Genomic DNA, 19400 nt, shown 5'->3' with positions numbered 1-19400 from the left:
GCCGGAGAAGGGAGTTCACGTGAGCCGCCGGAGAAGGGAGTTCACGTGAGCCGCCGGAGAAGGGAGTTCACGTGAGCCGCCGGAGAAGGGAGTTCACGTGAGCGGCCCGCGCGTGGAGTTCGCCGGTCGCGCTCAGCTCGCCGGGCTCACCACCCGCTCGGGCGCGAGCGAGTTCCCCGGCGGGATGGATCCGCAACTGGACGGCGCGGCCTTGCCGTCGAAGCGGTCGTCGAGCCAGCCGAGCGTGGCGAGGTCCCAGGGCGGCACCGCGCCCACATGGCTGAGCCCGTCGTACTGGCGGTACTTGATCGCCGTATTGCCCGTGGCGCAGTACTGCCGGGCCAGCGCCCGCACATCGCCGCTGACCATCACGCCGTCGCCGGTCCCGATGCCCGGCGGGTTGCCGCTGGTGCCCTCGAGCCACCCGGCGTCGCCCTGGACGATGTAGCCGGGGACGGTCGGGGTCGGCGCCTGGCCGAGGCTGACCTTGTTCACCGCGGTCACGAACTCCGGGATCGAATTCGGGTCCTTGTAGGCGGGCTTGGCCATCTCCTCCCAGCTGATCCCGCCGCTGCTCAGCGCGTGCGACCAGCCGGCGAGGATCGACTCGTGCTCGAGCTTCTTCATCACCTCGACGCCGTAGTCGTTCAAGTAGGGCGTGAAGTCGATGCCGTACGAGCGGGCGATGCCGATGACCGCCATGGGGATCACTCCGGACCACATCTTGCTGCCGCTCACGTACTTGAGGTTGTGCGCGGGCTTCACGAGCAGCCCGCCCTCGGAGAAGCCGACGAGCTTCTTGTTGATGTCGGGCGCGTACCGCGGCGCGAGGGCCGCCGCCCAGTGGGTGGCGATCGCGCCGCCGGAGTAGCCGATGAGGCCGAAGCGGGTACCGCTGTCGACGCCCGAGCCGGGCACCTTCGCGGCGGCGCGCAGGGAGTCCAGAGTGTTCGTGCCGTACTCGGGACCGGCCGCGAAGTTCGCCTGCTGGCCCTCGGTGTCGGGCATGACCAAGGTGTAACCGGCCAGCACGTAGCGGAGCATGAGAGCGGTCTCGGCCTGCGCGAGCACCCCGCCGCCGGGCGCAGCGTTCCCGGCGATCGCGCGGGACGGTCCGTGCTCCGGGTTCAGCGAGTCGTACGCGGACTGGTACGACACCGCCCGCCGGCCGTCCCCGTACGGACTGCGCAGCACCGAGGTGACGTTGGCGGACGGGCGGCCCTGCGCGTCCGTGCTGCGGTACAGGATCTGGGTCACCTGGACCGGGGTGGACAGACCGGCCAACTGGTACCGGAACGTTCGGGTGTTGAGCACAGCTCCCGGCGTATACGAAGCGAGCGGCGTGCTCCCCGTATACGTGTAGAAGGAGTCGGCCGTCGCTTGCGCGGACACCGCGGGGGCGGCCTGGGCGGCGGGTGCGGTGGTGAGGGCCAGCGCTGCGGCGGTGGCACAGGCGGCAAGCGAGCGGATCACGTTGCGGGGCATGGCGCTCCTCGGCTCATGGAACGGGGAACGTGCTGACGTGGATCTGGTACGAACGCGTTACCGGAGGTTACTGACGGGTATACGGGTCGTCAACGGATCGCGCACGCATGGGCTGCAGGCGATCGCCGCAGTGGCCGCGCACGTATCGGCTTCGAGCCGTGGATGAAACGATGAGCCGCATGACGGCAGGCACGCATCGCGCGCAGGGCGCACAGGGTGCGGAGGGTGCACAGGGTGCGGAGGGTGCACAGGGTGCGGAGGGCGCACAGGTCGAACAGGGCGTGCACGGCGCGCAGGGCGGCTCTCGTGAGCGGGCCGGACACCGGGATCCCGGCGGCCCGCGCCGGCCGGGCGACTACAGCAGCCCGCGCGACTACGGAGGCCTCACGGCCGAAAGCCGTTCCTCCATACGCCATCGCCAACTCGTCGAGGCAGCCGTCGAGTTGATGGCCACGGGCCGGTGGCGCGCGGCGACGGTGGAGAGCCTGTGCCGGCACGCGGGCCTCAACAAGCGCTACTTCTACGAGAGTTTCGCGAGCCTGGACGACGTGGCCACGGCCACCGTGGACCTCATCGCCGAAGAAGTCCGGCAGGCGGTGGCCGCCGCGCACGAGCCGGTCAGGGACGCCCCGGTGGCCGACCGCGTACGGGCCGGACTCACCGGCTTCGTCCTGCACTGCGCAGCGGATCCACGGCGGGCCCGGGTCCTGTACGGGCCGGTGTCCGCCTCGGCGGAGGTCTCACGGCAGCGGACCAGGATCGTACGGACGGCGAGCCGGCAGATCGTCGAGGTGTCGCGGGAGATCTGCGGCGACATCCCCGGCGCCGAGGAACTCATGGGCACCGCCGCGGCGTTCGTCACCGGCGGCACCGGCGAGGTGGTGCTGCAGTGGCTCGACGCCCACCCCGGAGCGGACCCCGCCCCACTCATCGACGACCTCACCACGCTGTGGCTGCTCGTCGGCTTCGGCACGGCGACGGAAGCGCGACGGCGGGCGGAACGGGGCACGTAGCCGCCAATCCGCCCGCCGCTGCGGGTGTTCCGCTACTTGTCGGCACCCCTCTGCTTGCGGGGATACCCCTGCCTGCGGGGATCCCCCTGCCTACGGGTGTCCCTACTGCAGCTCGGCCCACTTCGCGCTCGTGGCGATGGCCTTGAGCTGTTCCTCCGTGAGGGCCGGGGTCTTGCGGGACGGCGCGTCATGCTGCGTACCGGAGTTGAAGGCGCTGACCACCACGCGCAGCCCATCCGGGCGCAGGGTGTCGGCGGTCCACATCACGGTGCCCGCGACCCCCTTGTCACCGTCGCTCTCGCGCCAGCTGTAGACGGTGCCGTCGGGAAGCTCCTCGGCTCCGGCGAACAGCTCGCCGCGGACGTCGTCCATGTTCGGCTGCACATTGATCTGGATCATGCTCGCGCCGTTGCCGTCGTCGACGACGACGTACGCGTACTCGCCGTCGCCGCCTTGAGCCGTGACCTTCACGCCGGCGGGGAGCAGGGCGAGAAGCGTGGAGCGGACCGCCTGCCCGTCCGGCGTGGCAGGCGCATCGTTCCCCGCGGTGCCGCCCTTGCCGGGATCGGTCCTGCCGGGGTCAGCCTTGCCGGAGCCGTCCTTGCCCGCGTCCGCGCCCTCACTGCCGGGCTTCGCCGTCCCCTCCACCCGCGGGGCCGCGAAGACCGCATCCCACTTTTCGGAGGTGAGGATGTCCTTCAACTGCGCCATGGAGAGCGGCGGTTCGGGCCGGGTGACCGCCGACCCCTTCTCCGCGGGGGCGTTCCGTTCGCCCACGTCGATGGCGTGGCCGTCGGGTGAGGCGAGGACGGCCTGCCAGAACTTGGTGCCGCCCTTGTCGCTGCTGTGCTCGTACCCCTTGAAGGTCATGAGCCGCGACCCGTCCGACAGCGTGCTGACCTCACATGCGTCGTACGGGACCAGATTCTCGTCCGGGCAGGTGGTCATGTCCTTGACCAAGCCTGACTGGACCTCGGCCTTTGAGAGCCGGTTGAACCCGATCCCGACCGCAGCCTTCCCCTTGCCGTCATCGAAGACGACCTTGGCATGCGGGATCGCACCGGATTCCGTCCCGAGTCCGGTCTCCTCACTGAACTGCCCTTTCGGCATCAGCGACTTGAGGGTGGCGATCAGCTGCTCCGCACGGACATGCCCGCCTGCGGGCCCGCCCTCCCTGGTGTCCTTCTCGGAGTCGGCGCTCTCACCGTCCCGTACGGCCTTCCCCTTCTCCGACCCGTCCGCGCCCTGCGCGCTCTCCGCGCTTCCCGCCGGAGACGCGGACTGCAGCGGGTCCCCGCCGATGCCCGGCAGCACGACCGCGCTCGTCACGCCCAAGGCCACGACCGCGGCGGCCCCGCCGAACACCGTCGCCCGCCGTCTGCGCACCATGCGCCGCCCGCGCTCGTGCCCGCCCTCGACCAGCGCCCGCTGGTCCGTGCTGAACTCCTCGCCGGTACGTCGCAGCGCCTCGCCGAACTCATCCTCGTAAGACATCCGAAATCCCCTCAATATCCGCTATCGCTCAGGCGAGCGGGCACGGCTCGGCCGCGCCACGACATCAGTTGCGGGACAGCCACCGGCCCGCCGGACGCGGGACGGCCACCCGCCCGCCGTTGCGGGACGATCGACGGCCCGCGGGATGCGGGGCGGTCAGCGGCCCGCGTACTCCCCGATCCCCCCACCGAGCAGCTCCCGCAGCCGCGCCAGCGCCCGCGTGGAACGGGTGCGGACGGCCGCGGAGCTGACATGCATCACGTCGGCGGTCTCCTCGATGGACCGGTCCTCCCAGTACCGCAGGACCACCACGGCCCGGTCCTTGGCCGACAGCCCTTTCAGGGCGTCGAGCAACGTCAGGCGCAGGCTCGTGTCCCCCTCCGACCACCCGGGCCCGTCCGGCAGCACAGCCGACGGCTGCTCACCGCTGCTGCGCCGCCGGGCATGCGCGAGATAACTCCGTACGAGAACGGTCTGGGCATAGCCCGCCGGATTCCCGATCCGCGCGACCCGGCCCCAGACCAGGTACATCCGCCCGAGGGTCTCCTGCACGAGATCCTCGGCGAGATGCGTGTCCCCGCCGGTCAGCAGACAGGCCGACCGATACAGCTGGCGCGATCTCGCCTCCGCGAACTCCAGATACGCCTGCTCCCACTCCCCCGACCGCCGCATGCCCTCCCCATCCGCTGCCGTGCCCTTACCTATGTGATGCGACGAGCGCCGGAAATGTTTCACCTGCCTCCGGGCTGGTCCTGCCTCCGGGCTGGTCCTGCCTCCGGGCACGTCCCCATCCCTGCCGGTCCTCACCCCCTGGCCGGTCCTCACCCTGGGGCCGGCCCTCACCCCGGGCTGGTCGAGGGCACTCGGATTAACCCTGTAGACTTGGCCTCGCTGCTGATGCGAACCTCTTCCCACAGGGAGAGGTTCTCGTACGTCACTCGTACACATCACCCGCGGCGCCGCCTTAGCTCAGATGGCCAGAGCAACGCACTCGTAATGCGTAGGTCTCGGGTTCGAATCCCGAAGGCGGCTCGGATCAGCCCCAGGACTCACTCGCCGTGACCTGGGGCTTTTTCATGTCCGGGTGGTTCGCGGCGCTTCCTGGGAACGCCGTGAGAACGACTTGCGTGAGCGATGAGCGTCCGCCGGGGACAGATCGGGGACGCGGCGCAGGGGCGGGCCGTCCACGAGGGCCGAGAGCCGTCGTTCAGGCGGCCACTTCTTCAGCCTGTCCTTCCTGCGGGTCATCCCGTGCACCACGATCTCCGTCCACCTCGGGCGCTGGATTCTCGAACATCTTCCTGCGCGTTCGGGGGACGGCCGCGAGCGTGGCTTCTGCAGCCTCCTTCTCGACCTCCTCGAGGACGCTGGTGTAGATGTCCCCCGTCACCTTGATCGAGGAATGCCCGAGCTTCTTCTGGACGACCTTGATATGGACACCGGCGAGCAGAGCGATGGTGGCCGCACCATGACGCAGGTCGTGAAGCCGGACCGGAGGCAGCGCGGCCCTGACGTGGAGGCGACGGAAGCGGTCCGAGAAGAACTGCGGGTGGTAGACGGCTCCGCCCTCCTGGGTGAAGACGCGGCCGGAGTCCGCGTACGGGCCGCACTGCCCTGGGTTCTCTTCATGCTTCTGCTCCCACTCGGAGCGCTCGACCAGCTGTCGGGCTCGCCACCAGCGGAGGAGCTCCAGGGTTTCCCCGTCGAGAGTGATGTCCCGGATCTGGTCGCTCTTGGGGGTGCCTTCGTGGGGTTCGTATGCGACGGCGACGATCTGCTCCGTGATACGGATGATGCCGCTGTCGAAATCGACCTCGCGCCATGACAACGCGCACGCCTCCCCGCGACGCAGGCCGTGGAATGCGATGAGATGCCACAGCGGGTAGAGGCGGTCATCGACGACGGAGTCGAGGAACCGGCCGGTGTGCTCCGGACGCCAGACCATGACCGGACCCGGCTTGCGGCCGGTCTGCTGCCAGGCGGCGATGCGGGATGCCGTCCAGACCATGGGCCTGGGCGGGCGGTAGGACGGAAGCTCGACGTACGCGACCCAGTTGTCGGTGATCAGCCGCTGCTTCCGGGCGGTCTCCAGCGCCGAGCTGAGGGCGCGCTTGATCCGGTCCTGCGTCCCGGCTTCAGTGGTGCGCCGCGGCTTGGCCAACGCTTCCTTGAGCTCGGCCTGTGCCGCCTTCCAGCGAGCGCGCAGCTCCGGCGGGCGGGGCTTGTGGGCGTCGCGCCACGCCTTGTGGGCTGCATGCTCGGCTACGCGGGCCCGATCCGCCGCCTCCTGGTCAGCGAGGCGCTGTTCGTTCTCCTTGCGGATCTCGGTGAACATCACCTCGATATGGCGTGTGCGCAGGTCCCTCAGCTTGATGTGCCCGAGGTGGGGGACGAAGTACAGGCGGAGGTAGTCCTCGTAGCTGTGACTCGTGGACTTCTTGATCCGCTGCTTGCCGGTCAGCCAGCGCCGCAGATACTCCCCGACAGTCTCGTCGGACAGCACCTCGACGCCCGCACGGGCGAGATCCAGGATCTCCTGCGCCTTGTCCTCGGCTGCCTTCTTTGTTGCGAAGCCGCCCTTGCGAGCTCGGCGCCGCTTGCCGCCCACCCCGGCCGGCAGTTCGAGGTAGTAGTACCAGCTGCCGTGGTCACGCTGTTTCAACGCCGGGCACTGGGTGCCCAGTTCGCCGATCTTCTGGGTCCCGTCCTCGTTGAGGATCGGCCTGCCTTCGCCGTCCACGAGCGGCCCCTTGCAAGTAGTGCACCGCTTATAGATGGAGCCCTTCATTGATCCCCTCCAGAAGTACGCGGACACGGTGAAGCCAAGTGCGCGATCATACGTTGAGACAGTGGATAGTTCAGCATGGATGAACCGGCGATCTTGCCGCCGCTTGAAGGAGAATCTAGAGTCCACCGAGGCGATCCGGGAGGCGCGGGGGCAGAACAGGAGTGCCCGAACGTGCTCGATCGATACTTTTCAGCCAGCCCCGCGTTGCAGTCGGCGGCGAGGCCCCGATGACTCGCGACGAACTCTTGGCCCTGCCAGTCACCATCGACGTACTGACCGCCGGCAAGGCGTTCGGGCTCGGGCGAAACACGACGTACGAACTCGTAAAGGCGGGCGAGTTTCCGGTGCCGGTGCACGCCTATTCCAACGTGAAGCGCGTGATCACGGCGGATCTATGGAGGGCCCTGGGTGTGCAGCCGTAGAACTCACCGCACTCCTGCCCAATACGGCCGGGTGTGTCCAGCTTTCAACCCGGCCCGCGCAACAGCAATCCCGGGATAGCGATCACACTCGCCCCATGCGTGATGTGTATCACGCATGGGGGTCAACTTGTCAGGCCGAAAGCCAGTTAGCGACTTAACCAGCTTCACTAGTCAAGTTATGCGCGTCACCCCATGACGCGCCATGACGCGCACCTCCTACCTGCAGTCTTCGCGGAGCGTGACACCAGATACGACGGCGACATTGGTGCGACCAGTGATACGCGGGCTGACCTGCAGGATTCCGGCCCCTCGGCGACCAGCGAGAGGTGCGTCCAACGATCGTTGGACGCTCCCCCCGGATGGTCACTACAGTCCCAACAATAGGTGCCGGACTCCCGGCATCAGCCCCGCAGCGAGGTGTCATCTAGGGACGACAGTGGAGGGACCTGTCGTACCCTTTGTCCAGTTGGGTGGGGGAAGTTGGGCTGGAGAGGGCAATGAGGGCGTACGGCCACGAGAGCGATGGTGTGACGAGGATTCCGCATGAAGCGGAGTACTTGATCGCCGCTGCCCGGAAGCTCCTCGACGAGGACGCCACTCTCGGGGATGTCGCCGAGTGGATGACGAAGACAGCGGGACCGACGGTGTCGGGGCGCCCCTGGGCCCCGACCACACTGCGACGGCGGCTGCGCAATCCCGCGATCGCAGGGCTCCGTCGCAACGCGGACGACGAGCTCGTATCCGGTGTCGCCGAGCCCTTGATGGAACGCGAACTCTTCGAGGCGATCGACGGCTACTTCAAGGAGAGGGAGCGCGGCCAAGTCCCGCAGCGCGCCTACTTGCTGTCCTGCGGCATCGCGATGTGCGACCCGTGCGGCTCCGAGCTTGTTTCCCGGTCCAGCTCCAAGGGCGCCCGCGGCTACCAGTGCGAGGCGGACGGCTGCGGGAAGATCTGGATCTCGGCGCCGCCGCTCGACGAGTACGTTTCCGCGCGCGCCCTGGCCCGACTCGAGAGGCCCTCCACGCTCCAGAAGCTCCGCAAGCTGCGGGACGACCTCCAGGTTGCGGCCGAAGCGGCCGCAAAGAAGGTTCCCGAACTCGACAAGCGGAAGCGGGAATTGGCTGCAGCGCTCGGCGCGACCAGCTTGACGATGGAGGAGTACCGGCTCGCGAAGTCGAGCCTCGACCAGACCCGCAAGGACGTCCTGGCGATTTTGCGCCGGGCCAAGTACCTCGATGAGCTCCCGGAGTTGACCATCGAGGGACTCAGCGACTGGTGGGCGAACACGTCCGGCAACGAGCAGCGTCGCGCGCTCCTACAACTGGTCATCCGCGAGGTGCGCGTGGAACCTGCCACGAAGCGCGGTTCCAACAAGTTCGACGAGCAGCGCTTCAACATCATCTACAGGTAGCCAATCCCGTTACGGCGCAGGTGGTTCGGGATCTCGACAGGCCCGCACAACTGTTTGCACCGGGCCACTGGCGAGGCATAACCTGACGCCCCATCGCTCGGTAGCGCATCCGATGAATGCCGTCGGCATCGTCCTGCGCGCCCTGACCTGCCGAGCGACGGACCGCAGCGTGGGCATGACCCACGCCTGGGCGCAGGAGCGGCAACGGTGCAGCGGCGCGGCTCGTCGGCACGTAACGGTGCGACGCACGACGAGACGGATTGGGCGGAAGTCACAGACGGGGGACTCGACTTGAGCGAGCTGTTGAAGGTGCTTGGCGGCGGCGATGTCGAGATAGAGGCCCACCCTGAAGGCGATCCTCTTATTTTGCGCGCATCATCCGTGGAGACAATGTAAGAACCCTATGCGCACCCTTCACTTATCTCGCCAAGCGCACCTGCCCCACGAGGCCGCGATCAATCCAAGCAATTGAATAGAGAACACTTGACGGTGAAAGTTGTTGAACAATAAAATGATGTCATCACCTCAAAGAACACCTCTTTGAGTCCTGAGAGTGCGAGGAGAGACACCACATGAACTTCGACAGCGACACGACACAGGTCATGGACATCCCGCTCGACGAGATCGAGCCCAGCCCGGACCAGCCGCGCAAGTTCTTCGACGAGGCCAAGCTGGAGGAGCTGGCCGCGCAGTTCCGCTCGGTCGGCCAGCTGCAGCCGGTGGTCGTCCGGCCGGCCGGCGACAAGTTCCAGCTGGTGATGGGGGAGCGCCGGTGGCGGGCGATGCAGATGATCGAGGGCGCGGTGACCATCGAGGCCAAGGTCGTCTCCTGCGTGGACGACGAGAAGTCGTTCGTGATGGGCATCTCCGAGAACATCGGCCGCGCCGACATGACCCTCATGGAGGAGGCGCAGGCGTACGCGGATCTCGTGGGGTTCGGGTACGGGTCGCAGGGCATCGCGGAGATGTTCGGCAAGACCGCCGACTACGTGCGGTGGCGCATGGACCTGCTCAACCTGACCACCGACATCGCGGAGCTCGTTGCCGAAGGCAAGATCAAGCCGGACTTCGCCTGGCACCTCTCTCGGCTCACCCCTGCCAACCAGAAGGCGGCGGTCACCCGGTACATGAAGGGTGACTTCAAGTCGGAGACCGACGCCTCGACCTTCGCACAGGCCATGCGCATGAAGGAGAAGCAGGAAGGCTTCTTCTCGGACAAGGAGCTGTCGGAGAAGGAGAAGGAAGAGAAGGCCAAGGCGCGCAGCCAGGCGAAGACCAAGGTCGACCACGTGGAGCGCGCCGGCGCCCTCCTGCAGGAACTGGCGAGCAAGACACCGAGTGAGCTGGCCGAGCTCTTCGAGGGCGAGGTGGGCAAGCACCTCGAAGCCGTCGAGCGCGTACGCAAGGCGGCCGCGGAGTCGGTGAAGAAGTTGCGCAAGGCGAAGGCGATGTCCGAGGCCAAGCAGTTGGACGTACGCCCCGAGCTGAAGGTCGAGGAGGAGACCGAGCCAGAGCCCACGGAGGCCGAGTTGGCAGAGGCTGCCGAAGAGCTCGCTGAGAGTGTCGGCGAGGCCGCCTGATCGACTGCGCGTCAGCGCGTACGGCCGGGGCCAGTTCAGGTTCCGGCTATGCGCGTACCGCCGCTCGAGCGCAGGGGCGAAAGCGGGGTGGAAGTGGGGCACCACCCACAGGCCGCCACGAATGAGCACACTTGGCGAGCAAAGTTCAGGTCGATAGAATTATATCGTCACAAAATTTCGCCAGTGAAACGCAGGGAGGCTGAGCTTGTTCTCACTGTTCACGCACAGATACCAAGGATTCCAGACCTCGATGGGGACGCCGGTGCGCATCACACTGTCCCCACCGCGCTGGACCCTGCCGTATGAACTGCAGCACCGAGTGCCCGAGCTGGCTCCGGCACGCACGTACTTCCAGTCGCCGCGCGCCGAGTTCGAGGCGGCTTACCGATCCCAGCTCGACGGCCACGGGATTGACCAATTCGCCTCACGCTTCCAGGAGATCGCGGTCGAGAGCGGGGACCTGCGGCTCGTACTGCTGTGCTTCGAGGACCTGGAGCAGGTCGGCGAGTGGTGCCACCGTCGGATGTTCGCCGACTGGTGGCAAGAGCGGACTGGCGCCCAGGTCCGGGAGCTCGGCCCGCTGGGGCCGGCGTTCGAGCAAGGGGTGCTGATGTGAACGATCGACCAGCAGGACGCAATTGGGTCGAGATGACGAAGGAAGACTTCGAGAAGGCGCCCGACCCGAAGCCCTCACCTCCCGGCCAGGGCGAGCTGTTCGAAGCACCGGCCACCGCGCGCCCGAGGTCCCGCAGATCCACCGCAGTCGAGAACTGCCCATACGGGACAGTGGACTTGTTGAGTCTCGTCGAGGCGGGCGAGGAATAGCGGCCTGCACCCCCAGGTCACATGAATGGTGCGCGCGGATTTCTGCGCGCACCATCCGTGGAGACAGTCCTCCGTCTGATAGCGTTCGGATGTCGGTGAGGGCCTGCCCGCAAGGGCAGGTGCCACCACGCGCCGGTAGTGCACCTGGCAGCACGCCCCGCCCCCGGTGGGGAGGAGCCCGTTCGAGTCGGGCCCGGCGCTCGAGGATGCGTCCGCACGGGTTTGTGGTGCGGAGCCGACCAGTCCCGGAACCAACCCCTCCAGGCGTCCCCCGCGCCTCCTGGTTCCCAGGCGGTCCGGCACGGCAGGCCCAGCCCCCTGCCCCTCCGGGCCGGCATCCCGCCTTCTAAGCAACCAACTATCCAAGTAAGTCGCTTCGGCGGGAGGTCACGTGTTCCACGGATCCATCCCCGCCGACCTGCGGGCGATCATCCATGAACACACGGGCAGTTGGACCGGGAAGGCCGCAGAGATCTACGTCGGATGCTCCGGGAACTTCACGATCGAGCGCGTCCTGCACGACTCCGGCTTCCGCCTCCACGGGTGCGACGTCCAGCTCTACTCGTCGGCGATCGGCTGGTACCTCGCCGGGCAGGAACTGCCCATCACACTCCGGTCCGAGTCCGCAGGCCAACTCGCGTGGCTCGACCAGTACATGGACGGCCGCGCCGGGACCCTCGCGACGGTGCTGCTCGGGTCCCGCTTCTTCCAGTGGCTCGGGCGCGATGAGCATCCGTACTACGGGCGGATGCTGGCGGCTTACGAAAAGCAGTTCCCCGAGCTGCATGCTAAGACGGTCGAGAGAATTGAAGCTCTGCCGTTGCGACTGGCCTCGTACGCCCCGATGGACGTGAACCAGTGGCTCGCCGAGCAGGTCCCGGACAGTGCACCCGTCGTGGCGTTCCCGCCGTTCTTCGCCGGGGACTACGAGTCGCAGTTCGCCGCGCTCGACAAGCACTTGGAGTGGCCGGCGCCGGACTATCCGACGCTGGACGACGCGGCGAAGCAGACGCTCGTCGAGCGCATCACCGACCGGCCCCACTGGGTGCTCGGCCTCCACTTCGATGTAGAGGACCTGGCCCCGCATCTTCGCGGCCAGGTGCAGACGGCGAATCGAGGCGTGCCGATCAACGTGTACTCGTCGGTTCCTCGGTCGCGGATCGTGCGGCCGAGCCAGCGGCTGGAGACCGTGAAGGCGCCACGGCTCGCTCCCGGGGAGCGCCTCGGTGAGCGGCTGTCACTCGCGCCGCTCACCATGGGTCAGTTCGCGACCCTGCGCTCGCAGTACATGAACCACAACATCCGGCCGGGCACGCCGACGATGGCCCTCGCGGTGCTGGTCGACGGGATCGTGGTGGGGGCCTTCGCGTTCTCGACGCCGAAGTTCGACCCGCACAACGTGTACCTGCTATCTGACTTCCCCGTCGCCCCGACCTCGTACGGACGGTTGGCGAAGCTCGTGCTGTACGCGGCGCTCTCGACGGAGGCCCAGTTCCTGGCCCAGCGGGCAATGAACACCCGGTTGACCCGGCTGAACACGACTGCGTTCACGCAGCGACCGGTCTCGATGAAGTACCGCGGGCTGCTGCGTCTGAACACCCGTAAGGACTCAGCAGATCCGGCCTACCGCTATCAGCTCGACTACGGCGCTGAGCTGGGCAGATGGTCCCTCGCTGAGGGCTTCGCGCAGTGGTGCGAGCGGCATGGTCAGGCCGAAGGACTCAAGGAACCCGAGGGGAGTTCGAAGTGAGTGAGGCGCTCCAACCGAGCATGGTCGAGGGCGATCCGCGTGAGCTGACGCTCCTGGATGTGAACGCGCGGTTCATGCGGCACGAGCAGTTCCAGCGGCTCGTCGCCAACATCCGTGAGGACGGGAGCCTGACCTCCACGCCCTTGGTGTGGAACGACGCCGACTCCGGTCGGCGCATCGTCCTGTCAGGCAACCACCGCACGAAGGCCGCCATCGAGGCCGGCCTGGACCGAATCTGGTGGATGGAGATCGCGGAGCCGCTGCCCCGGCAGCGGCAGATCGCGCTTCAGCTGTCACACAACGCGATCACGGGCGAGGACGACCCGGCCACCCTCAAGGCCCTGTACGACGAACTCGAGGACGTCTCGCTGCGGCTGTACTCCGGGCTGGACGACAAGACGCTGGAGCTCCTCGAAGACGTCAGCGTGCCGAGTCTGGCCGAGGCCAACCTGGACTTCGCGACCGTACAGATCGTGTTCCTGCCGGAGGAGAAGGCCGCCGCCGAGCAGGCCCTGGAGGCCGCACGCAAGACGGCGTCCGCTGATGCCCGGTGGCTGGCCAGGATCGAGCAGTACGAAGGGGTCCTGGACACCCTGGACTCGGTGAAGGGCGCGCACAACATCGGCAACGTGGCGGCCGCGTTCGCGATCCTTCTGGCCGTCGTCGAGCGACACCTCGGTGAGCTGGCCGAGGGCTGGTACGACCCCGACGAGCAGCTGGCTGCACGGAAGGGCAGCGCGCCCATCGAGACGGTGCTCGCGACGCGCACCATGCCGGCCGATGCCGCCGCGGTCGTTCAGCGGGCCATCGACCGCATGGAGCGGGACGGGGAGATCGAGGCCGGGCAGCGGTGGCATGCTCTGGAGCTGTGGGCTGCCGACTACCTCGCCGGAGCGGCCACATGACGCTCCCCGACGTTCGGCCTGGCCAGATCTGGGTCGACAACCACAAGCCGTACGTAGGTCGCTCCTTGCAGGTACGGGCCGTCTCCTCCCGGCACGCACAGTGCGTCGTCCTGACGTCACCTGCTCCTGGCGGTCGCATCGGTCATACGGTGCGGATCCTGCTGGAGCGGATGCGGCCTACGAGTACGGGCTATCGCCTGCTGTACCGCCACGACGGAAGCCGTGTGGAGGCCGACGTATGAATGCGGCCGTGCGCGCGGAACAGCTGCTGTACGCCAAGCTCCTCAAGGAGCGGTACGGCCCTCTCGACCGGCTCGAAGCCGAGCGCTTCCCTCGCGAAGCCGCGTCAGGGGATCGTGCACGTGGTGCGAGCGAGGAGCAGTGGCGCCGCCAGGTGCGCGAGATAGCCACCCGGTACGGATGGCAGCTGCAGTACCACACGGCTGACTCGCGCCGCTCCGACGCCGGCTGGCCTGACGAGGTGTTCGGGCACGCTGACCAACGCCGCACCCTCTTCGTCGAGTTCAAGACCGACAGCGGTCGCATCCGGCCTGCACAGCGGGTGTGGCTGACCCATCTTTCCGACTCCGGTTTCGAGGTCGCACTGTGGCGGCCCTGTGATCTCCACACGGTCCTTCGCGTTCTCGGCCCTGCACGTCAGCGTGCCGTCCTGCCGCCGAACTTCCGGAGGCCGGCATGAGCAGTCCGTATGCCGAGGAGCTCAACCGCCTGCACGCCGAGATCGACCATTTGGTCACCGTGCATCGCGCAGGGGCCCGGCTGGCACGTGCCCTGACCGAGCACTTGGCCGACGAGCCGTTCCGCTTGGCCGACCAGCTCGCAGGACTCCTCGAAGGACGTCTGGAACCAGAGGACTTGATGCTGGCCGCGAAGGAGGAGCCCGCCCCTTGAACCTCGCGAAGGACAACGCGAACTGGCAGCGGACGCTGTCCGTGACACCACTGCCAACCGAGGTTCGGCGGCGAGCCTCCTTGTACGTCGCGTCCCGCGCGGACGGACACGAGGACCTGCGGACCCTGCTTGATCAGCTCGGCCTCCTGGACCCGGCTCTGCAGACCTCGGAATGACCGGCCTGCCAACGGACGGAACAGACAGACGACTTGATGGAGGGCGGAAGGTAGGAGCGGCTACTGGTCATGACGGAACGGGCCGAGGAGTGGGAGCGGCAGCCGGGTGAGTCGGCCGCCGCGTGGGAGGCGTTTGCCTGCTACCGCGACCTCGGTCTGTCCCGGAGCATCAGCAAGGTCACCGGGATGCTCCACAAGGCCCGCAGCCTGATCGAGCGCTGGTCAGCGGCGCACAGGTGGGTACAGCGGGCCGAGGCATGGGATCGCGAGCAGGATCGCCTCTGGCGCGGCGAACGCCTGCAGGCTGCCCGCGAAGTCGCCCGCCGCCATGCCCGACTGGCCTCCGCCGCACAGGCCAAGCTCGTCGCCCAGCTGCAGCAGTTCGACCCGGCCCGCCTCACGCCATCCGACGTCATCCGCTGGCTGGAGGTCACCGTACGTATCGAACGTCAGGCATACGGGATCGACCTCGCCGAGGCCGCCGCGCACGCCCCCTCGACCGCCGACGAGACGGATGTGACCGGACTGACGGACGAGGAGCGACGGGCCCGCATGGAACACCTCCGCCGCGAGCTGGAAGCCCGTATCGGCACCTTGGACGGCGAAGCTCAGTGACCGACTCCAGGCGCGCGTTCCCTGATCTGCCGCAGCCGGCCGCTCTCTCAGACGCCCAGCTACAGGCCGAGGTCACCGCACTCCTGGAGACCGACGCTCGGGCAGCTCGTCGGTGGTCCTGCGACCACCACGGCTGCGACGGCCTCCCCCACGAGGGCTGGCTCCACCACCACGCCCGCGCTGCCCAGCGACTTCCCGACGGGGACTGGACGGCCTGGATGATGCTGACGGGCCGTGGCTGGGGCAAGACGAAGTCGGCCGCCGAGGCCGTACGTTCGTGGGCCACCACCCCAGGCACGATGATCGCAGTCGTCGCGAAGAACGCGACCCTGGTCAAGGAGATCTGCTTCGAGTCCCCCAAGTCCGGGTTGCTGGCGGTCATCCCTCCCGAGGACATCCGCCGCTACAGCCCGGGCAACGGCCTGACGACCCTCCGCCTGAAGAACGGCTCCGCGATCTACGGCTTCGGCGCCGAGACACCGGACAACCTCCGCGGCTTCGCCTTCGACAAGGGCTGGCTCGACGAGTACGCCGCCTGGAACCGGCACACCGCCCAATCCGTATACGACATGCTCTGGTTCTGCCTGCGCGAGGCACCGAGCCCGCAGGTGGTCATCTCCACCACCCCCAAGCCACTCCCCCACATCCGCCGCCTGGTCGAGCGCGGCCGCACGTCCACGGCTCAGCGCCCTGGCGTCATCCTCACCACGGGCCGCACCGAGGACAACCGCGCCAACCTCTCCGCCGCCGCACTCGCCGAACTCGACTCCGAGTACGGCAGCACACGTCTCGGACGGCAGGAGCTCGACGGCGTGCTGCTCGAAGATGTCGAGGGCGCCCTGTGGAAGCAGTGGATGTTCGAGGTCGAGGGGTTTCGTGTTGCCCCGCCCGCGATCCCGCCGCTCGACCGCGTGGTGCTCTCCGTGGATCCTGCCGTCACGACCGCCGAGGACGCGGACTTCACGGCGTTTACGGTGGCCGGCCGCTCCTACCCGCTGGAGCAGATGTACGGCGACCGCCGTCCCCGCGGCTACCTCCTGCACACCGAGCAGGATCGCTACACGCCCACCGCGGCCATGTGCCGCGCTGCCGCCTTGTTCCACGAGCACCAAGCCGACTGCGTCGTCATCGAGGCCAACAACGGCGGCGAGTACCTCCCGGCGCTCCTCACCGAGGTCGACCCGACGGTCCAGTGGCGCATCGTCCACGCGACCCGCAACAAGCGGGCCCGCGCCGCTCCCGTCGCGATGCTGTACGAGCAGTCGCGTGTCAGCCACGTCGGTCCGCCCCGTACGTACGCGCTGCTGGAGGAGCAGATGACGACGTACGTGGGAACGAGCGACCATGCGGAGAAGTCACCGGACTTGCTCGACTCGGCGGTGTGGGCGCTGACGGATCTGTTCCTGGACTCGTCGGTACCGGGTGTTCCGTCGCGGCCGACGGATGGGCGGCTGGCGGGGCGTCGTTGAGCTCACCGCCGAGCGCAGCCACCCGCTGATCATCCAATTTGCGGAACTACCCGGCTTTGAGACACCGGTTGAGTTCCTGAAGCCGGTCCCATGCCGCGGCGTCCGTTCCGTCGCCGACCGTGAAGTGCAGCGCCGGGCTTACGGCTGGTCCCAGTTCGGCCGGGGAAAAGCCGTTGGAGAGCTGACGCGCCTGATCCAGGCCGATGTCACGCACCGCCTGCGGCCCCAGGGTGAAAGAGACCGGCAGAGGGAGCTCCTCGCGGTGTGCTGGTGTCGTCAGGTCGGCGCGGGCACGGCGGAGCTGACAAAGCATTGTGGCAAGGTGATGCCGTGTTGCGAGGCTCTCGGCCAGCTCGGCCAGTAGCTCCAGGGGCGGCGTCTGGTCGGATGTGTACCCGACGGCGAGGGTGAAGCGCTCCTCGATTCCGGCCGGTGTGTGCGTGACGTGGACGGTGGCGATGGACGGCTGTTCTGGGCTGCCGATGACCACGAGCCATGTAGGCACCCCCTGTTGAGCGCGACGACGAGCCACTTCGGTGAGCTGTCGCGGTGACCACGGCTGCGTTAGAGGTTCCGATGGGGACCAGCCTGCGGGTAGCCCGCCGGCCAGCACCTTCCAGGCGGTCTCCAACCCTCCACCGAGAACGAGTTCGCCGGTGGCAGGCTGAATGGTGCGTACGGAGAGCAGTAGCTGGTGGTCGCTGCCGCCCGGGGCCGCCACCGTGAAGGCATCGGCGGTTTCGGGCTCTCCGTCGGCAACGGCGAACTGCCCGTCTTGCCACTGCAGTACAGCGCCGTCGAGCCCGTCGTAGTAGCCGCATTGGGCGTCGCGGACGACCCAGCTAGCGCCCATGCGCTGCAGGACGCTGCGCATCGGAAAAGTGAGCCGGGCTCCGGGCGGTGTGACGAGCTGCAGCTTCCGGCCCGATTCGGCGGCAGTGCGCAGAAGGTCGACGAGCCAGGTCATCGCAGGAATGAGCGGCCTGTCCTGAATGACCACGGCCGCCTTGTCGGTCAGGATGTCCACCCCTATCAGGGCCTCCTCACCACTGGAGGATTCGACCTCGTCGACCGTGACGACCTCTGTGTGCTCTGTCTCCGGCGGCCAGGTCTCCCCGCCCAATACGGACTTCAGTCTCCCCGCGATGGATCCAGCGAGCCGCGCGGCTTCCGGCACGCTCGTGGTTGCTCGGGCCTCGGTCCACCACAGCGGGCTCTCGGCTCGAGTGCCGAGCAACCTCTGCGCCTCGCCTGGCACTTGTACGTAGAGCGGTGCCTCAATCGACACGAGAGCGCGTCCGTCCGCAGCACACAACTGCGCGACGGCTCCGCCCGCTGCCTGCCCCAGACGCAGCTCAGGGCCGCCGGCGAACAGGCCGGCCAGCAGCGTCTCGGTGTCCGGCATATGCGGTGTGAGGGCGATGACGTCCTGGGTCATCGGTGTCTCTCCGACAGCAGAACCTGCTCATCGCTCATTTCTGCGCCTTCTCCGCTCGTCGTTGAGGTCACTCTGTTCTGACGTAGTGGCCAGCTGGTCATAGTCGGCTTCGGGAACCGCAGCGAAGATGTCCACGATCGCCGGGCGCCCCTCAGTTGGCCACCGGTAGGCCCGGCGCCCGCCGCCCATTTCCAGCGCCATCCTGCTTGGGTACACGTCTCGGCAAGCCCCCTGAACGGCTGGCTTGAGGCCCTCACGCTGCAGGTCGTCGCGCACCCTGGCGAGCGCCGTGAAGAAGTCGGACGACGTGTGCTCCGAGCCCTCGCCGCGGTACTCGATGCGAACTGAGTAGGAGACACCCGCCCATCGACCGGTGAGCCGGCCAACCGCCACCCCCTCGCCTGCAGATACGAGGGTGACCTCCCTGTCGTATAGCGTCTCCCAGCCAGGCACCCCTGTGAACGCGTTCACCTACAGCTTGTCGGTCAAGTTTGGCCCGAGGCCATTCTCGTCAGCATCGGGCGTGCTGACGCCGAGGCCAACAGCACTTCCGAAGTAGGTCGATTCGCCGGGGTCTGCCTCAACACCGAGCAGTGAGTTCAGTTCCGCCAGGGCCTCTGCAAGCCGCGGCGCATTCTTGCGCTGCACTTGAGGATGCGGGTTCCCTGTGAAATCGAACCAGTTCCAGACATCGTGATGCACGGACACCGAGGCCATGGGGCCGAACTCATCGGTCGTTACCGAGAGGTCTACCAACTGCGGCTCTGTGCGCAGGACACCATCGGCATCAATCCACTCGCCGGATCCGATTACACGGATTTCCTGAATCTCTGCCGAAGGGAAAGCCGCGGGGCGACTTCCCAGAACCTTCTCTGGCAGCTCGTGATCGTCGAGCGGGGTGAAGAGGAGCAGTGTGCTCCTCACGCCTGTGTGCCCAGAACCGGACATGTACCAGTCGTACTCGAGCCTGCGCGGGGTCAACAGGTCGTGCCGCTGCAGAACTCGCACCATGTTCGACGCCACAGTCAGCGCGGACGCGATACCAGTGGGGGCGGTCTCCTCGAGGTCCCAGAACCACGAGCCGCATTCCTTTGGAGCCCGCAAAAGGGTAGTCAT

Annotated in this window: 20 protein-coding genes and 2 tRNA genes; 15 read left to right on the top strand and 7 right to left on the bottom strand. The window is 67.6% G+C overall.

Translation table 11 applies throughout. The features are described 5' to 3' along the window. Positions 1–132: 132 nt before the first annotated feature. On the bottom strand, positions 133–1485 hold the full coding sequence (locus H9Y04_RS35630) for a lipase family protein (RefSeq protein ID WP_187818315.1): 1353 nt from the start codon (positions 1483–1485) through the stop codon (positions 133–135). A 179-nt stretch (positions 1486–1664) separates the two neighbouring features. Between H9Y04_RS35630 and H9Y04_RS35625 the strand changes: the two genes are divergently transcribed. Then, the gene (locus tag H9Y04_RS35625; protein WP_187818314.1) at positions 1665–2498 is read left to right on the top strand and encodes a TetR/AcrR family transcriptional regulator; all 834 of its coding nucleotides are present in this window, start codon (positions 1665–1667) and stop codon (positions 2496–2498) included. A gap of 102 nt (positions 2499–2600) precedes the next feature. On the opposite strand, the gene H9Y04_RS35620 is transcribed toward H9Y04_RS35625, so the two are convergent. Together H9Y04_RS35620 and H9Y04_RS35615 are read right to left on the bottom strand one after the other, a co-directional pair. Further along, on the bottom strand, positions 2601–3992 hold the full coding sequence (locus tag H9Y04_RS35620; RefSeq protein WP_187818313.1) for a hypothetical protein: 1392 nt from the start codon (positions 3990–3992) through the stop codon (positions 2601–2603). Between the two features lie 156 nt (positions 3993–4148). Continuing rightward, positions 4149–4664 (bottom strand): SigE family RNA polymerase sigma factor, encoded by a 516-nt coding sequence (locus H9Y04_RS35615; protein WP_187818312.1) that lies wholly within the window; start codon positions 4662–4664, stop codon positions 4149–4151. Positions 4665–4950: 286 nt separating this feature from the next. Here H9Y04_RS35615 and H9Y04_RS35610 point away from each other — a divergent pair. Next, positions 4951–5024 (top strand) — tRNA-Thr (locus H9Y04_RS35610). A 175-nt stretch (positions 5025–5199) separates the two neighbouring features. Here H9Y04_RS35610 and H9Y04_RS35605 read toward each other — a convergent pair. Next, the gene (locus H9Y04_RS35605) at positions 5200–6732 is read right to left on the bottom strand and encodes a site-specific integrase (protein ID WP_187818311.1); all 1533 of its coding nucleotides are present in this window, start codon (positions 6730–6732) and stop codon (positions 5200–5202) included. A 275-nt stretch (positions 6733–7007) separates the two neighbouring features. Between H9Y04_RS35605 and H9Y04_RS35600 the strand changes: the two genes are divergently transcribed. The 13 genes from H9Y04_RS35600 (at position 7008) to H9Y04_RS35540 (ending at position 16846) form a co-directional block, all read left to right on the top strand. Further along, complete coding sequence (locus tag H9Y04_RS35600) at positions 7008–7202, top strand: hypothetical protein (RefSeq protein ID WP_187818310.1); 195 nt, start codon at positions 7008–7010, stop codon at positions 7200–7202. Between the two features lie 497 nt (positions 7203–7699). Further along, positions 7700–8614, top strand: a complete 915-nt coding sequence (locus H9Y04_RS35595) for a recombinase family protein (RefSeq protein ID WP_187818309.1) — start codon at positions 7700–7702, stop codon at positions 8612–8614. A gap of 572 nt (positions 8615–9186) precedes the next feature. Beyond that, on the top strand, positions 9187–10194 hold the full coding sequence (locus tag H9Y04_RS35590; protein ID WP_187818308.1) for a ParB/RepB/Spo0J family partition protein: 1008 nt from the start codon (positions 9187–9189) through the stop codon (positions 10192–10194). A 262-nt stretch (positions 10195–10456) separates the two neighbouring features. Continuing rightward, positions 10457–10810 carry a DUF488 family protein gene (locus H9Y04_RS35585; protein WP_187818307.1) on the top strand — a complete coding sequence of 118 codons (354 nt, stop codon included), beginning with the start codon at positions 10457–10459 and terminating at the stop codon, positions 10808–10810. Between the two features lie 32 nt (positions 10811–10842). Continuing rightward, on the top strand, positions 10843–11019 hold the full coding sequence (locus H9Y04_RS35580; protein ID WP_187818306.1) for a hypothetical protein: 177 nt from the start codon (positions 10843–10845) through the stop codon (positions 11017–11019). A 129-nt stretch (positions 11020–11148) separates the two neighbouring features. Beyond that, positions 11149–11220: transfer RNA gene (locus H9Y04_RS35575), tRNA-Gly, on the top strand. 190 nt (positions 11221–11410) lie between these two features. Next, positions 11411–12769, top strand: a complete 1359-nt coding sequence (locus tag H9Y04_RS35570; RefSeq protein WP_187818305.1) for a putative antirestriction adenine methyltransferase — start codon at positions 11411–11413, stop codon at positions 12767–12769. Further along, entirely contained in the window at positions 12766–13674 is a 909-nt protein-coding gene (locus H9Y04_RS35565) for a ParB/Srx family N-terminal domain-containing protein (protein WP_308801545.1), read from the top strand. Before H9Y04_RS35570 ends, H9Y04_RS35565 begins: the two co-directional genes overlap by 4 nt. A gap of 238 nt (positions 13675–13912) precedes the next feature. After that, positions 13913–14374 carry a VRR-NUC domain-containing protein gene (locus tag H9Y04_RS35560; RefSeq protein ID WP_187818304.1) on the top strand — a complete coding sequence of 154 codons (462 nt, stop codon included), beginning with the start codon at positions 13913–13915 and terminating at the stop codon, positions 14372–14374. Next, complete coding sequence (locus H9Y04_RS35555) at positions 14371–14586, top strand: hypothetical protein (protein WP_187818303.1); 216 nt, start codon at positions 14371–14373, stop codon at positions 14584–14586. The genes H9Y04_RS35560 and H9Y04_RS35555 overlap by 4 nt, the downstream gene beginning before the upstream one ends. Beyond that, complete coding sequence (locus tag H9Y04_RS35550) at positions 14583–14762, top strand: hypothetical protein (protein WP_187818324.1); 180 nt, start codon at positions 14583–14585, stop codon at positions 14760–14762. The genes H9Y04_RS35555 and H9Y04_RS35550 overlap by 4 nt, the downstream gene beginning before the upstream one ends. 69 nt (positions 14763–14831) lie before the next feature. Next, positions 14832–15377 (top strand): hypothetical protein, encoded by a 546-nt coding sequence (locus H9Y04_RS35545; protein WP_187818302.1) that lies wholly within the window; start codon positions 14832–14834, stop codon positions 15375–15377. Continuing rightward, positions 15374–16846, top strand: a complete 1473-nt coding sequence (locus H9Y04_RS35540) for a terminase large subunit domain-containing protein (RefSeq protein WP_187818301.1) — start codon at positions 15374–15376, stop codon at positions 16844–16846. The genes H9Y04_RS35545 and H9Y04_RS35540 overlap by 4 nt, the downstream gene beginning before the upstream one ends. A 46-nt stretch (positions 16847–16892) precedes the next feature. On the opposite strand, the gene H9Y04_RS35535 is transcribed toward H9Y04_RS35540, so the two are convergent. The 3 genes from H9Y04_RS35535 to H9Y04_RS35525 are packed head-to-tail and all read right to left on the bottom strand — an operon-like array spanning position 16893 to position 19400. Next, a complete protein-coding gene (locus H9Y04_RS35535) occupies positions 16893–18284 on the bottom strand; it encodes a DUF6177 family protein (protein ID WP_187818300.1) in 1392 nt (463 codons plus the stop codon). Between the two features lie 27 nt (positions 18285–18311). Further along, positions 18312–18755, bottom strand: coding sequence for a hypothetical protein (locus H9Y04_RS35530; RefSeq protein WP_187818299.1), 444 nt, complete (start codon positions 18753–18755; stop codon positions 18312–18314). After that, positions 18756–19400, bottom strand: a complete 645-nt coding sequence (locus tag H9Y04_RS35525) for a hypothetical protein (RefSeq protein WP_187818298.1) — start codon at positions 19398–19400, stop codon at positions 18756–18758. It lies immediately after the preceding gene.

Origin of the sequence: Streptomyces polyasparticus (genome assembly GCF_014493765.1) — a bacterium.
In the GTDB taxonomy this organism is placed as follows: Bacteria; Actinomycetota; Actinomycetes; order Streptomycetales; family Streptomycetaceae; genus Streptomyces; species Streptomyces polyasparticus.
Note: the sequence above shows the minus strand (reverse complement) of the source record. Positions and strands in the feature narration are given on the sequence as shown.

Excerpts from the sequence above, each read along its gene's own strand:
- H9Y04_RS35630 (WP_187818315.1), bottom strand. The coding sequence starts at position 1,485 with ATGCCCCGCAACGTGATCCGCTCGCTTGCCGCCTGTGCCACCGCCGCA.
- H9Y04_RS35625 (WP_187818314.1), top strand. The coding sequence starts at position 1,665 with ATGACGGCAGGCACGCATCGCGCGCAGGGCGCACAGGGTGCGGAGGGT.
- H9Y04_RS35620 (WP_187818313.1), bottom strand. The coding sequence starts at position 3,992 with ATGTCTTACGAGGATGAGTTCGGCGAGGCGCTGCGACGTACCGGCGAG.
- H9Y04_RS35615 (WP_187818312.1), bottom strand. The coding sequence starts at position 4,664 with ATGCGGCGGTCGGGGGAGTGGGAGCAGGCGTATCTGGAGTTCGCGGAG.
- H9Y04_RS35600 (WP_187818310.1), top strand. The coding sequence starts at position 7,008 with ATGACTCGCGACGAACTCTTGGCCCTGCCAGTCACCATCGACGTACTG.
- H9Y04_RS35595 (WP_187818309.1), top strand. The coding sequence starts at position 7,700 with ATGAGGGCGTACGGCCACGAGAGCGATGGTGTGACGAGGATTCCGCAT.
- H9Y04_RS35590 (WP_187818308.1), top strand. The coding sequence starts at position 9,187 with ATGAACTTCGACAGCGACACGACACAGGTCATGGACATCCCGCTCGAC.
- H9Y04_RS35580 (WP_187818306.1), top strand. The coding sequence starts at position 10,843 with ATGACGAAGGAAGACTTCGAGAAGGCGCCCGACCCGAAGCCCTCACCT.
- H9Y04_RS35560 (WP_187818304.1), top strand. The coding sequence starts at position 13,913 with ATGAATGCGGCCGTGCGCGCGGAACAGCTGCTGTACGCCAAGCTCCTC.
- H9Y04_RS35555 (WP_187818303.1), top strand. The coding sequence starts at position 14,371 with ATGAGCAGTCCGTATGCCGAGGAGCTCAACCGCCTGCACGCCGAGATC.
- H9Y04_RS35545 (WP_187818302.1), top strand. The coding sequence starts at position 14,832 with ATGACGGAACGGGCCGAGGAGTGGGAGCGGCAGCCGGGTGAGTCGGCC.
- H9Y04_RS35535 (WP_187818300.1), bottom strand. The coding sequence starts at position 18,284 with ATGACCCAGGACGTCATCGCCCTCACACCGCATATGCCGGACACCGAG.
- H9Y04_RS35525 (WP_187818298.1), bottom strand. The coding sequence starts at position 19,400 with ATGACTACCCTTTTGCGGGCTCCAAAGGAATGCGGCTCGTGGTTCTGG.